The following is a 12,690-nucleotide window of genomic DNA, read 5'->3' as shown; positions in this document are numbered from 1 at the left end:
CTGTGCGCTTATGCGGTATTAACAGTCGTTTCCAACTGTTATCCCCCAGTATGAGGCAGGTTGCCCACGCGTTACTCACCCGTCCGCCACTAAGATTTAACAAGCTTTGACCGAAGTCTCTGCAGCGTCAAATCTCCGTTCGACTTGCATGTGTTAGGCACGCCGCCAGCGTTCATCCTGAGCCAGGATCGAACTCTCACGTTTAAAAGTTTGATCTGGCCAAAACTCAAGCTTGGCTTTTGTTCTGTCCGTTATTTACTAATTTTTGTTCTGAATAATTCTCTTGGAATTTTTCAGGGTTGCATTACTGTTTATTTGTCAAAGTACATGAGCCTAGAATTAGCTCAATTGCTACTGTTTCGCTTGTGTGCTGTCCGCAGCAGCAACGAATACAAATATATCACTGGGTACAATTAGTGTCAACAACTTTTTTAACAATTTTTTTCTTGCGTTTAATCGCACAGTCCAAATCCGTCAAACCCGCTTACATACTAATAATTCCGAAAACGTTCAGTATTGCACTAACCAAAATTATAAGGACAAAAACCGGGCAAATGAACCTGATCATGAAAGAAAAAATTCTTTTTCTTTTAAAAGAATGACCATCCTGTTCTACCTCTGCCTCAAGCTTCTCGATCTTCATGAATTTAGTAATAAGAACGCAGGTTGCAAATGCTGCAATTGGCATCATTACCGAGTTTGTCAGGAAGTCAAAGAAATCAAGGAACTGCATTCCAATAATAGTAGTATTGCTAAGGGGACCATTTCCAAGAGAGGAAAGGCTTCCAAGTACCAGCATAATAACAATCATGAATATGCTGCCACGTCTTCTGCTCCACTTAAACTCATCTGAAAATGTAGAAACTGCGCTCTCTGTAAGTGCAATAGCACTTGTCACAGCAGCAAACAAAACCAGCGCAAAGAACAATATACCAATGATTCTACCAAATCCCATGCTGGCAAAAATCTGAGGCATTGTTATAAACATAAGTGAAGGGCCTGCCTTAAGCATGCTCTCATCTCCGTTATAAAAAGAGAATACGGCAGGAATGATCATAAGGCTGGCAAGAACCGCAATAATAGTATCAAAGAACTCAACCTGCTTGGTTGAAGCTTCTATGCTGACTTCCTTCTTAACGTATGAACCGAAAGTAATCAAAATACCCATAGCAATTGATAATGAGTAAAACATCTGGCCCATAGCTGTTACTATAGTCATCAATGAGAAATTACTGAAATTAGGTACAAACATGTACTTAACTCCACTAAGTGCACCCGGTCTTGTTACTGAATATACACAAATAATCACCGCAAGTACTACAAGCACAGGCATAACCAGCTTGGATACACGCTCAATTCCGCCCTCTACTCCCATAAAGATTACAGTCATTACAAGAGCTGCGAATACCACAAACCACACTTCTGATGCCACGCCATCGGTAATAAAGTCGACAAAAAATGTCTCTCCGGCCACAACACTTGCGTCATGAACAATATATTCAAAAAGATAACGGCAAACCCATCCGCCAATAACTGAATAATATGGAACAATCAATATAGGAATAATTGCATTGATCCATCCGCCAAGGCTCATGGCCTTGTTACCACCACTAATACTATTGAACGCACCAACAGGGCTTTTCTTGGTTGCTCTGCCTACTGCTGTTTCCGCAACGATCATTGTATATCCAAAGGTAAGAGCCAAAAGAACATATACTATAAGAAATATTCCTCCGCCGTACTTGGCACAGAGATATGGAAATCTCCAGATATTACCAAGTCCTACAGATGCTCCTGCTGCAGATAATACAAAACCAATTTTGCCCGAAAATGAACCTCTTTTATCGTGTTTCAAAATTCTAATCTCCACTTCTTTATCTTAGTTTACACACAATCAGTTATTGTATTATTTCAGACACATATGGTCAATATTTCCATATTGAAATGGGAAATTTGATGTAGTAACATACCTTCTTGTGCGATTTTTTTTAGACTAAGGTAAAGGAACATAAATAGTATATGGATAATCAGTTATATTCTTACGAAGAAGCATGTGAACTTATTCAGGAAAAGGGTCTTAAAATGACCATGAAACGTGACGAAGACCTTAATAAGCTTTGTCAGTTCGGTGAAAAAGGCTCAATCCTCAACGTAAACACTCTGTTGTACGATCGCTATCAGATTCATGCTACAGAAAAAGACTATAATGCAATCAAGAGAATGGCTGACTCAGAGGGTCTTGCTATTGTTTTAAAAGAAAATGATAAAGATGAAATAGAAGACATGATCACGGGCTATGAAGAAGTCGGCAGTAAGGCAATCCTGTTCATCAAAAATGGCAACAGAGTACTTCAGCTCAACGAAACCGACAAGAACCTGCCTCACGAAATCATATTTTTTACCAATGATAATCTGGACATAATATTGGAATGTCTGTGCGAAAATGATACCTATAAGCCCAAGCCTAAGACTTCCGCTCCTGTAGTTGTTAAACCACAGAAAGTGGCAGAGCCTGAGCTTACAGATGATGAGATTCGAGAGATTTATCCTGAAGGCTGCACTGTTGCCCATGCCAAGTACGGTCAGGGAACAATTAAATCCATTGCCTCAGGAAAAGTAGTTGTTGAATTTGAGGATTCTTCCGAAAGGATCCTTGCAGCCAAAATCTGCATCAAAAACAAGTTACTTGCTGTTGTTTGATTTATTATCTACATCGATAATTATTGTGACTGGTCCATCATTGACAGAAGCCACCTTCATGTCAGCACCAAATTCACCGGTGCCGACCTCAAAGCCCCTGTTTCTGCACTCTGATACCACCAGCTCATAAAGTGGTTCTGAAATCTCCGGTCTGGCAGCCTCAGAAAAGCCAGGCCGTCTTGAACTACAATCCGCATAAAGAGTGAACTGGCTGACAATCAAAAGTTTTGCCTTTGCATCTGCCGGATTGATATTCATTTTACCGTTTTCATCTTCAAACACCCTAAGACCGCATATCTTATCGGCAATCTTAATTGCTTGTTCTTTAGTATCATCCTTATGTACTCCAAGAAGCACAAGGAAACCTTTATCTATAGAAGAAACCTCTTTTCCTTCTATATTAACTGACGCTGATAATACTCTGGTAATAACTGCTCTCATTTTCTGCCATTTCCTCCTACGTTTCTTATATCAATTATATTATCTGTTGTGCTAAAATGTAATCTATGAGGTATTAATTGGGGAAGGCATAAGTTAATGATCAATGGGAAAAAGATTGTCGCATTATGTACATATGGAATATATGAAGCTACGGAGTTCGCTTTTCTAGCAGAGCTTGGTAAGCTGTTGCCTGCGCATGACTGCTCTCTGTTTATCTACACCTTGAATTCGGAAATAGGTGTTATAGACAATGATTCTGCCGAGGCTGCAGTTTTTGACCTTATTCCCTACGACAAAGTTGACGTTGTAGTTATCATGAATGAAAAGATAAAGAGCCGAGAGGTATGTCAACGTATCATTGACAAATCTAATGAAAACAACGTTCCTGTGATTGTTGTTGACGGTCAGTTCGAGAATGTATCATCTGTGCGTTATGACTATGCCGGTGGCTTTGAAAAGGTTGTAAGACATATTATCGAGGATCACAAGGTCAAAAGGCCTCACTTCATGGCCGGCCACAGGAATAACATCTTTTCTGATGAAAGAATCGAAGTCTTCAAAAAAGTCCTGGCTGACAACAATATGTCTTTTGACGATAGCATGCTAAGCTACGGTGATTTCTGGGCTCTTCCATGTAGAGCCGCAACTGCTGAGCTTCTGAAGAGAGACGAACTTCCTGATTCAATAATCTGCGCCAATGATATCATGGCAATTAACGTCTGTGACGTGCTTAATGAAGCTGGAATACGAGTACCGGAGGATATAATAGTATCCGGATTTGACGGAATTGATGAGGCATTCATGTCATCTCCCGGAATAACAACTGCTATTTGTGACAGCAACCTATTGGCCCACGCTGTAGACGAAGCCCTCACGGATGTTTTTAATGGCAATCTAGGCACAACCAAGTGGATCCAGCCTGTATTTATACCTAATGAAAGCTGCGGTTGTCCACGCAAGGATCTGCACGTTGTAGCCACTGTAAGTGAACTTAATAATCTCTTTTACCATCATGAGGATGAAATTCATGCAATGCAGACCATTATTTCCAAGTTCCTGGTGGGAAGAGATCTGCATAGTAATATCAGATATATCAAGGAAAACCACGCTAAACACGCTCAGGTTGTGGTTGAGAAATCCTGTTTTAATCTTGAAAAGAACTTCTTCTATGACGATGTAGAAAGCGGCGAAAAGCTTGTAATTTACGACTCCTATGACGAGGAAGATAATTTCTATCCTTATGAACCGGATAAAATCATCCCACACTTGGACGAACTAATGAAAACCGGGCAGCCTATTATTTTCAACAGCCTGGTTTATATGGATAAATGTCCGGGATTTGTATGTTACTCCTATCCTCGCCTTATGCTTATTGATTACAACCAGACTCCGAACCTTACTAACTGCTTTGAGATGAGCATTGGTGGGTATGTAATGAATATCTACCAGAAGTACCTTATGGACAAGGTTCGTGAAATGTACCAGAATGATGCTCTTACAGGCCTGTATAACAGACTCGCATTCAGATCCATAGTGGACGAGATGTTTGATGATCCTTCAATTGTGGGTACAAAAATCACTGTAATCATGCAGGATTTGAACGGACTTAAGCAGATAAACGACAATCGTGGTCATCTGGCAGGTGATCAGGCCATTCTTGCGGTTGCTACCGCTCTTAAGGAATCCTGCCCAAAAGGCACTCCTTGCGTAAGAGCCGGTGGAGATGAACTTTTGGCCCTGGTGATTGGTGATCACAACATAGATAAGATTTGCAGTGACATTGATGAGAAGCTTGAAGCCGCCAGCGAAGAGATTGGCTTTAAAGTATCCGCCAGCACTGGTGTTTACAGCACCGTTTATGAAAACGGCATGGAAATCAACAAAATCATAAGTAAAGCCGATGAGCGCATGTACGAAATGAAACGCAAAACGAAAAGCGAAGCTCCGACTAGTTAAAAAACAAAGGCTGTGCAGTCTGATTCTGCACAGCCTTCTATATTTCTTATAATACTTTGGACAGGAAGTCCTGTAATCTCTTACTCTGCGGATTCTCGAAAAACTCCTTGGGAGTATTCTCTTCAAGAATATTTCCTTCATCCACAAAAAGAACCTTTGTAGCTACTTCTTTTGCAAAGCCCATTTCATGGGTAACTACAACCATGGTCATTCCTTCATCTGCAAGTTTCTTCATAACATCAAGAACTTCACCTACCATTTCAGGATCAAGGGCTGAAGTAGGCTCATCAAAGAGCATTACCTCTGGATTCATGCAAAGAGACCTGACTATCGCAATTCTCTGCTTCTGTCCGCCTGAAAGTGAAGCAGGATATACATCCGCCTTATCAAGAAGATTTACTCTTTCCAGAAGTTCTTTGGCCTTCTCTCTGGCCTGAGCCTCTGTTATTATCCCCAGCTTAACAGGAGCCAGGATAATATTCTGCATAACAGTAAGGTTATTGAAGAGATTAAAGTTCTGGAATACCATTCCCATTCTCTCTCTTACTTTATTGATGTTCACTTTATGATCGGTAATATCTACACCATCAAAGATAATCTGACCGGAGGTTGGTCTCTCCATCATGTTGAGGCATCTTAAGAAAGTACTCTTTCCTGAGCCTGAAGGACCAACAATAACAATCTTCTCTCCTTTGTTTATCTCGTAATTGATACCTTTTAGAACCTGTGTAACAGTCCCGTCGGTATTCTTAAATTCTTTGCACAGATTTTTAACGGATATCACTTCTACGCATCCTCCTTTCCAAATATCCAAGGAATATAATAAGCAGCTTGATGATAACGAAATAAATAACAGCTGCTCCTATAAGAGGCATAAAAGCGTCATAGGTTCTGGATGCTATCTGGTTCGCAACTCGTGTGAGGTCTGTAAGACTTACATATCCTACAATAGCTGTCTCTTTTATCAGAGTGATGAACTCATTACCAAGTGGTGGAATGATGTTCTTGATTGCCTGAGGAAGGACAATATATCGCATTGTAGTTCCCTTAGATAAACCAAGGCTTCTTCCTGCCTCCATCTGTCCCTTATCTACAGCCATAATTCCGGCGCGGACAATCTCCGATACGTAAGCACCTGAGTTAATACCAAAAGACAAAGATGCTACCAGGATTCCATTGTTAGAGGAAGCCATGATAATGAACCACATAATGAGAAGCTGCAGAACACTTGGTGTTCCCCTTATCACGTCAATATAAATGGTGGCGATATGACTGGCAATAGTAGGCTTGCCATCTTCAGTTGTGGTCAATTTCATAAGCGCCAGAATGGTTCCTATGATAATACCGAGAATTCCTGCAAATACAGCGATTTCAAGAGTTATACCAAGTCCTGAAATATAAAGCTTCCAGCGGTCGCTGGTCACAAATGCTGCTATAAAACGTTCATAAAGTGTCATGTGATCTTAATTACTCCTCAATATACTGCTTAACGAGACTATCATAAGTTCCGTCAGCCTTTAATTCCTGGATAGCTGCATTGATTTTGTTAGCCAGGTCTGTATTTCCCTTAGGAAGGGCAATTGCGTAGAACTCAGGCTCAAAATCAAAGCTTGTTCCGGGAATTACATCAACCTTATCAGCAAACTGTGCTCCGAATACTTCTGCAGGATTCTTGTCGATGATTACGCAGTCAACACGATTGTTGTTAAGGTCATTAACAGCATCTACAGCTTTATTGTACGCTGAAACTTCGGCGCCTTCAATTTCATCTGCAATAAATTCTCCGGTTGTTCCAAGCTGAACACCAATCTTGAGATTCTTGAGGTCCTCTGCGCTGGCAATTGATGAACCTTTTGGAACGATTACAGACTGAACGGCTTCGTAATAAGACTCTGAGAAATCAACTGTCTTCTGTCTTTCTTCTGTTACGGTCATTCCTGCGATTGCTACATCGATCTTGCTTCCGATTGATGATACAAGTGAATCAAATTCCATATCCTGAATCTGGACATCCATTCCAATCTTCTCTCCGATAGCTTTGATAAGCGCAATATCGAATCCATCAGGCTGTCCGTCATCACCAACATATTCAAATGGAGGGAATGCTGCGTTTGTTCCAACTACTAAAGTTCCCTGCGCACTTGCTGTGCCTTCTGCTGTTGTAGATTCTGCAGCTGTATTGCCGCATCCTGCAAGTGAAGCTACTGTTAACATTGCTACAAGTACTGCTGAAATAATTTTCTTTTTCATAATGGCCTCCTAAACTAATATCGTAATTTTGTTTTATGCAATTAATGAATATTTATGCAACTTTTATGTATAATATAACAGTGTTATTAATTTTTATCAAGTAAAAAATTAAATTCGCTCCAAAAAATGTATTAAAATGCAAAAATAAGCCGCCGCAATTTAATGCGACGACTTATATTTTTCCTGATTATTTGAGTTTAACCCTTAAAGTTACTAAGCTGCAGGGCTTCATCTTAACCTTTACTTCTCTGCCTTCAAAGTTAAAGCCTTCAAAGCTCTTTTCGCGAACCTTAGATGGATCATCAAATGTATTGTAGTCCATCATGTCTCCTGAAAGCTCAAAACCTTCTACAGACTCAATCTCTTTATCCCTGAAGTCAATATCAATATCATTGTTCTCATCTGCATCGATGTTGCTAAGTGTTATGGTAACAACGCCATCTTTGTCGATTGATACCGATTCATTGACATTTGCAGCCACATCTTCGCCAATACCAACATCCTTGACGTCCTCAAGGTAACTTTCCAAAAGATCTGCATCCTGATGATATCTGTACATATGGAATACGTGATATGTAGGCGTGAGTACCATCTTATCATCCTCAGTGAGGATCACTGCCTGAAGCACATTCACTATCTGCGCCAGACATCCCATCTTAACTCTGTCGGAGTGCTTGTTGAGGATATTGAGAGTTGCAGCAGCTACCTGAGCATCTCTCATGGAGTTTTGCTGATACAAAAATCCCGGATTTGTGCCCTCTTCAACGTCGTGCCAGCAGCCCCATTCATCCAAAAGCATGGCAATCTTCTTGTCTGGATCATACTGAGACAAAATAGCATCATTACGAGTAATGATCTCATCCATGTAGTAAGCCTTACGCATTGCTCTGTAATACTCTTCCTTGGAGAACTCCTTGGCGCTGCCCTTGTGTTCCCAGGAATTAACAACTACATAATAATGAACAGAAAAGCCGTCCATAAAGCCATGGGTGCCTGCAGGAGCCGGATGTCTGAAGCAGGTCTCCAGAACCTCGCTACTCCACCTGTAATCGTCGGAATTAGGCCCACAGCATACTTTTTTAACAGGCTTATCCCCATAATTGCGGATATAGGTCTGGTAATTTCTATATTTATTACCATAGTAATCAGCAGTCATGTTTCCGCCACAGCCCCAGTTTTCATTACCGATTCCGATATAATCCAGAGTCCAGGGCTCTTTATGACCATTTTCTGCACGAAGCTCAGCCATTGGAGACACGCCGTTAAAGGTCATGTACTCAACCCACTCGCTCATCTCTCTTACAGTGCCGCTTCCAACGTTTCCGTTTACATAGGTCTTACAGCCAAGCTGCTTACAAAGTTCGAAATATTCGTGTGTACCAAAGCTGTTATCCTCAATAACACCGCCCCAGTGGTTATTGATCATTTTTTTACGCTTATCTTTGGGGCCAATACCGTCCATCCAATGATATTCATCCGCAAAGTTGCCGCCAGGCCAGCGAAGCACCGGTACCTTTATTTCTTTTAACGCATCAACTACGTCACTACGCATTCCGTTGACATTCGCGATTTTGCTGTCCTTCCCCACAAAGAGACCGCCATAAATGCATCTGCCCAGGTGTTCGGAAAAGTGACCATACACCTCAGGTTCAATGTGACTTAGTTTTCTATTTTCATTTATATGAAGTTTCATATTATTTTCCCCTTATTACCCCTTAACGCCTCCTAAGGTAATTCCCTTAACAAAGTTGCCCTGAATAAACGGATATGACACCAGAATTGGCAATACACCAACGGTAGCCATTGCCATTCTGACGGAAGCTGATGGAATGGAAGCAAGTCCAACACCTGCGTCCTGTACCCTTGCACTATTCTGTGACAAATACTGAATATTCTGCATCATTCTGTTCAAAAGATTCTGTACCGAATACAGGTCTGTTCTCTTTGTCAGGTAGATATAACCATTCATCCAGTCATTCCAATATGCAATTCCTGCAAAAAGACCTATAGTTGCCACTATTGGCTTGGAAAGCGGAAGCACAACACTCATAAAAGTTTTGAACTCAGTTGCGCCGTCAATATAGGCTGCATCAAGTATTTCTGTAGGAATACTGCTGCAGAAATAGGATTTCATCAGCATTACATTAAAACCGTTCATCAAAAGTCCCGGAATAAGAAGCGCTAAGAAGCTGTTCTTTATACCAAGTGTGTTTGTATAAACGATGTAAGTTGGCACCAGACCGCCATTAAATAAAAGTGTAAAGAAAACCAGGAACATAAATACATTTCTGCCCGGAAGATCCGGTTTGGACAGTGCGTAGGCCAGCATTGTTGTGATTGCAAGCGCAAGGGCTGTTCCAACGATTGTCAGCACAATAGAAATGTAATATGCGTGAAGTACTGAGTTTCCTGTTTTAAATATATACTCATATGCATAAGTACTCCATTTCTCAGGAGTAAAAGAATAACCATTTGAAATAAGAACGTCATTATCAGTAAAAGAAGATATGACCAAAAGCACAAATGGCACCACCGCCAAAAGAGACAGTATCGTCATTACGATATGAGCTAGTATCTGAAAGTTTCGTTCCTCTCGTGTTCTCATCTGAAATCACCTCGAAGTCTTAGCTTAGAATAATGCATAGTCCGGATCTATCTTTTTTACCACCAGATTAGAACCAAGAACCAGGATAAATCCTACAATTGACTGATAAAGACCTGCCGCGGAAGACATTGACATGTCGCCAAGCTCCAGAAGGCCTCTGTAAACATAGGTATCAATTGTGTTGGTTACACTAAACAGCGCGCCCTGATTCTGTGGAACCTGATAAAAGAGACCAAAGTCCGAATAAAAGATTCTTCCTACAGCCAGAAGTGTCATCATGATGATAGTTGGCTTTAACAGTGGAATCGTAATCTTAAAAATCTGTTGCCACTTGGAAGCTCCGTCGATAGAAGCAGATTCATAGATGCTTCTGTCTATTCCAAGGATGCTGGCAAGATAAATTACGCAGTTGTAACCAATGCCTTTCCAGGCGCTGACAAAAACGAGAATAAATGGCCAGTATTTCTTTTCCATGTACCAGGCGATTGGATCCTTGCCCAGAGCCTTCAGAATTGTGTTGTTAATAAATCCGTTCTCTGTGGACAAAAAGCCGAACACCAGGTAACTTACTATAACCATGGAAATCATGTATGGCAAAAGAATAAATGACTGATAAGCCTTTTTGACTTTGGAAGTCATCTCTGCCAGCAGAATCGCCACAAATATGGCAAGAATCGTGTTAACCAGAATAAATACCAGGTTATAACATATTGTATTTCTGGTTATGACAAAGGCGTCCTTCGTGGCAAAAAGATATTTGAAATTCTTAAAGCCTACAAAAGGAGAGCCATATATGCCCTTTTTAGCATTGAACTTTTTAAAGGCCAGAACCAGCCCCGGAAGTGGTAGATAATTGTTTATGAAAAGATACAACAGCCCCGGAAATGCCATGATATAAAGCGGTATGTATCTTTTGATATTCTTTTTCTTTCTTCTTGTCGTATTCTTATTAGATGCCATTTTCTGCCTCTTTCCCCATATAAGGCAATGTATTTAGATAAAGAAACTCCGGCTATCGCCATTTGAGAGGATAGCCGGAGCTACTATCAACTTACTGTATTCCGTTTTCTTTTGCCCAAGCGTCCAAAGCTTCCTGCTTGCCCTGCATGTATGTCTCAAGTCCGGCAGCCTTCAAAGCCTCTTCAAGCTCTGCAATACCCTGTTCAGGTTCAACGAAACCATAAACAACCTTAGGTCCAAACTCATCATATGCGTTCTTAAGAGCTGTGTACTCTGCTGCATAATCTGTGTTATCCCATGTGAATCCAAGAGCCTTGGACTTACATGTGCAGTTATCGTTAAATGCAGCCATCTGTACGCCGAGATCAAGTGGATCTCCTTCCCATACATATGTTACATATGGGTTAGGCATAAGCCAGAGAACGTTAGGATAGTACTCAGAGTTGTTAGCATCTACGCCATCAGCGTAAGTAATTGTTCCATCTGCATTAACCTTGTATTCCTTGCCCTCCTGGCCCCAGCACATAAGTCCTTCAATAACTGAATCTGTATAAAGAGCATCAAGAACCTGGATTGCCGCTACAGGATCTTCTGTGTTCTGGTTGATGCACCAAGGGAATGATGATACTGATGAGGAACTCATGAAGCTCTCGCCTACGTCAAATACAACCATATCTCTTCCGCACTCACCGGAAATCTGTGTCTTGTAACCAGGCTTGCAGCATGCCATCATAGCCATGTATGATCCTGATTTAACCTTAGCTGATGCACCGGTCTTATCTGTAAGAGCATCCTGTGAAAGATATCCAGCCTGATTCCAGTCATATGCTCTCTGAACCCACTCTTTGAAGATATCTGATGAATATACATCTTCGATCTTAAGAGAGTTCTGAGGATCAAGAAGTGTTCCGAAATAGTCACCTGCAATGTTATCAACTGAGCTACCCTGTGTGAGCTCGTTATCCTGAATAGCCATTACATACTTGTCAGGGAACTTTTCATGAAGCTGGGCGTAAATATCGTTGATGTCATCCCAAGTAGCCTTAGGATATCCAAGGTCTCCTGTAGGAAGCTTGGAAACGTCATATCCGATACCATCAAGATATTCCTGTCCAATACATACAGCGCAGGTCTCGATCGCATAATCCTTGATAGGAGGTGTTCCATAAAGAACTCCGCCAACTCTGCAGGCATCCAAATAATCAGATCTTACCTTCTCTTTGATACCATTGCAGTAGTCATCAAACATTCCGTTCTCTTCAAGATCAAGAATGTATCCGTTGTTGATTGATGGGTTGTAACCCAAAATACATGTTGAGAAAATGTCTACCTGTTCTCCTGATGAAAGCATCAGCTTCATGTCGTCGCCATATGCTGCAGAATCAATAATCTGAAGCTCTACATCAAGTCCAAGTGTTTCTCTTGTATGCTCTGATAAAGCTTCGTTAATTCTATCGAGGCCTGCTGGTCTTCCAGTCCAGTCAAAGAAAGAAATAACTACCTTTTTGTATTCGCCTGATTTCTCAGCCTCTGCCTTACGATCGGCAATGGCCTGTGCAGCCTTGTCGCTGGCTGCCCCTCCTGCACTACCACTATCTGATACAGCCGCCGTCTGTGAGCCGCCATCAGTAGTTGCTTCAGGAGCACTTGAACCACATCCGCTAAGAACCATAGCCATTGTGGTCATACTAAGTAATAAAGAAGCTATTTTCTTTTTCATAGTACCCTCCAACATAGAAAATTTTCATACCTGTATTTTGTTAATCGATTAACTTCTT

General features: G+C 41.1%; 11 protein-coding genes and 1 rRNA gene. 2 read left to right on the top strand and 10 right to left on the bottom strand.

Features of this window, described 5'->3' with window-relative positions; all coding sequences use genetic code 11:
• Together G613_RS0114585 and G613_RS0114580 are read right to left on the bottom strand one after the other, a co-directional pair.
• Positions 1-204, bottom strand: a 16S ribosomal RNA gene (locus G613_RS0114585); the annotation flags it as partial.
• A 280-nt stretch (positions 205-484) separates the two neighbouring features.
• A complete protein-coding gene (locus G613_RS0114580; protein ID WP_442852306.1) occupies positions 485-1,858 on the bottom strand; it encodes a sodium-dependent transporter in 1,374 nt (457 codons plus the stop codon).
• 161 nt (positions 1,859-2,019) lie between these two features.
• Here G613_RS0114580 and G613_RS0114575 point away from each other — a divergent pair, with 161 nt between their 5' ends.
• Positions 2,020-2,700 carry a hypothetical protein gene (locus G613_RS0114575; RefSeq protein WP_029233316.1) on the top strand — a complete coding sequence of 227 codons (681 nt, stop codon included), beginning with the start codon at positions 2,020-2,022 and terminating at the stop codon, positions 2,698-2,700.
• Here the strand turns inward: G613_RS0114575 and dtd are convergent.
• On the bottom strand, positions 2,683-3,141 hold the full coding sequence (gene dtd / locus G613_RS0114570) for a D-aminoacyl-tRNA deacylase (protein ID WP_029233315.1): 459 nt from the start codon (positions 3,139-3,141) through the stop codon (positions 2,683-2,685). The two genes, G613_RS0114575 and dtd, sit on opposite strands and share 18 nt — an antisense overlap.
• A gap of 96 nt (positions 3,142-3,237) precedes the next feature.
• Here dtd and G613_RS0114565 point away from each other — a divergent pair, with 96 nt between their 5' ends.
• Positions 3,238-5,097 carry a diguanylate cyclase gene (locus G613_RS0114565; RefSeq protein ID WP_029233314.1) on the top strand — a complete coding sequence of 620 codons (1,860 nt, stop codon included), beginning with the start codon at positions 3,238-3,240 and terminating at the stop codon, positions 5,095-5,097.
• A gap of 46 nt (positions 5,098-5,143) precedes the next feature.
• Here the strand turns inward: G613_RS0114565 and G613_RS0114560 are convergent, their stop codons facing one another.
• The 7 genes from G613_RS0114560 to G613_RS0114530 all read right to left on the bottom strand — a co-directional run bounded on the left by G613_RS0114560 (position 5,144) and on the right by G613_RS0114530 (position 12,632).
• The gene (locus G613_RS0114560; protein WP_029233313.1) at positions 5,144-5,881 is read right to left on the bottom strand and encodes an amino acid ABC transporter ATP-binding protein; all 738 of its coding nucleotides are present in this window, start codon (positions 5,879-5,881) and stop codon (positions 5,144-5,146) included.
• Entirely contained in the window at positions 5,868-6,554 is a 687-nt protein-coding gene (locus tag G613_RS0114555) for an amino acid ABC transporter permease (RefSeq protein WP_029233312.1), read from the bottom strand. Before G613_RS0114555 ends, G613_RS0114560 begins: the two co-directional genes overlap by 14 nt.
• Positions 6,555-6,564: 10 nt before the next feature.
• Positions 6,565-7,347: a basic amino acid ABC transporter substrate-binding protein gene (locus G613_RS0114550; RefSeq protein WP_029233311.1), complete on the bottom strand. Its 783-nt coding sequence runs from the start codon at positions 7,345-7,347 to the stop codon at positions 6,565-6,567.
• Positions 7,348-7,534: 187 nt separating this feature from the next.
• Positions 7,535-9,040, bottom strand: a complete 1,506-nt coding sequence (locus G613_RS0114545) for an alpha-N-arabinofuranosidase (RefSeq protein ID WP_029233310.1) — start codon at positions 9,038-9,040, stop codon at positions 7,535-7,537.
• Positions 9,041-9,055: 15 nt separating this feature from the next.
• Entirely contained in the window at positions 9,056-9,952 is an 897-nt protein-coding gene (locus tag G613_RS0114540) for a carbohydrate ABC transporter permease (protein WP_029233309.1), read from the bottom strand.
• Positions 9,953-9,976: 24 nt separating this feature from the next.
• Positions 9,977-10,912: an ABC transporter permease gene (locus G613_RS0114535; RefSeq protein WP_029233308.1), complete on the bottom strand. Its 936-nt coding sequence runs from the start codon at positions 10,910-10,912 to the stop codon at positions 9,977-9,979.
• 91 nt (positions 10,913-11,003) lie between these two features.
• Positions 11,004-12,632 (bottom strand): ABC transporter substrate-binding protein, encoded by a 1,629-nt coding sequence (locus G613_RS0114530; RefSeq protein WP_029233307.1) that lies wholly within the window; start codon positions 12,630-12,632, stop codon positions 11,004-11,006.
• Between the last annotated feature and the right edge of the window lie 58 nt (positions 12,633-12,690).

This window comes from Butyrivibrio sp. VCB2006 (assembly GCF_000420945.1).
In the GTDB taxonomy this organism is placed as follows: domain Bacteria; phylum Bacillota; class Clostridia; order Lachnospirales; family Lachnospiraceae; genus Butyrivibrio.
This window is presented reverse-complemented; position numbering and strand designations above follow the sequence as displayed.

Excerpts from the sequence above, each read along its gene's own strand:
- G613_RS0114535 (WP_029233308.1), bottom strand. The coding sequence starts at position 10,912 with ATGGCATCTAATAAGAATACGACAAGAAGAAAGAAAAAGAATATCAAA.
- G613_RS0114555 (WP_029233312.1), bottom strand. The coding sequence starts at position 6,554 with ATGACACTTTATGAACGTTTTATAGCAGCATTTGTGACCAGCGACCGC.
- G613_RS0114575 (WP_029233316.1), top strand. The coding sequence starts at position 2,020 with ATGGATAATCAGTTATATTCTTACGAAGAAGCATGTGAACTTATTCAG.
- G613_RS0114550 (WP_029233311.1), bottom strand. The coding sequence starts at position 7,347 with ATGAAAAAGAAAATTATTTCAGCAGTACTTGTAGCAATGTTAACAGTA.
- G613_RS0114540 (WP_029233309.1), bottom strand. The coding sequence starts at position 9,952 with ATGAGAACACGAGAGGAACGAAACTTTCAGATACTAGCTCATATCGTA.
- G613_RS0114530 (WP_029233307.1), bottom strand. The coding sequence starts at position 12,632 with ATGAAAAAGAAAATAGCTTCTTTATTACTTAGTATGACCACAATGGCT.
- G613_RS0114545 (WP_029233310.1), bottom strand. The coding sequence starts at position 9,040 with ATGAAACTTCATATAAATGAAAATAGAAAACTAAGTCACATTGAACCT.
- dtd (WP_029233315.1), bottom strand. The coding sequence starts at position 3,141 with ATGAGAGCAGTTATTACCAGAGTATTATCAGCGTCAGTTAATATAGAA.
- G613_RS0114565 (WP_029233314.1), top strand. The coding sequence starts at position 3,238 with ATGATCAATGGGAAAAAGATTGTCGCATTATGTACATATGGAATATAT.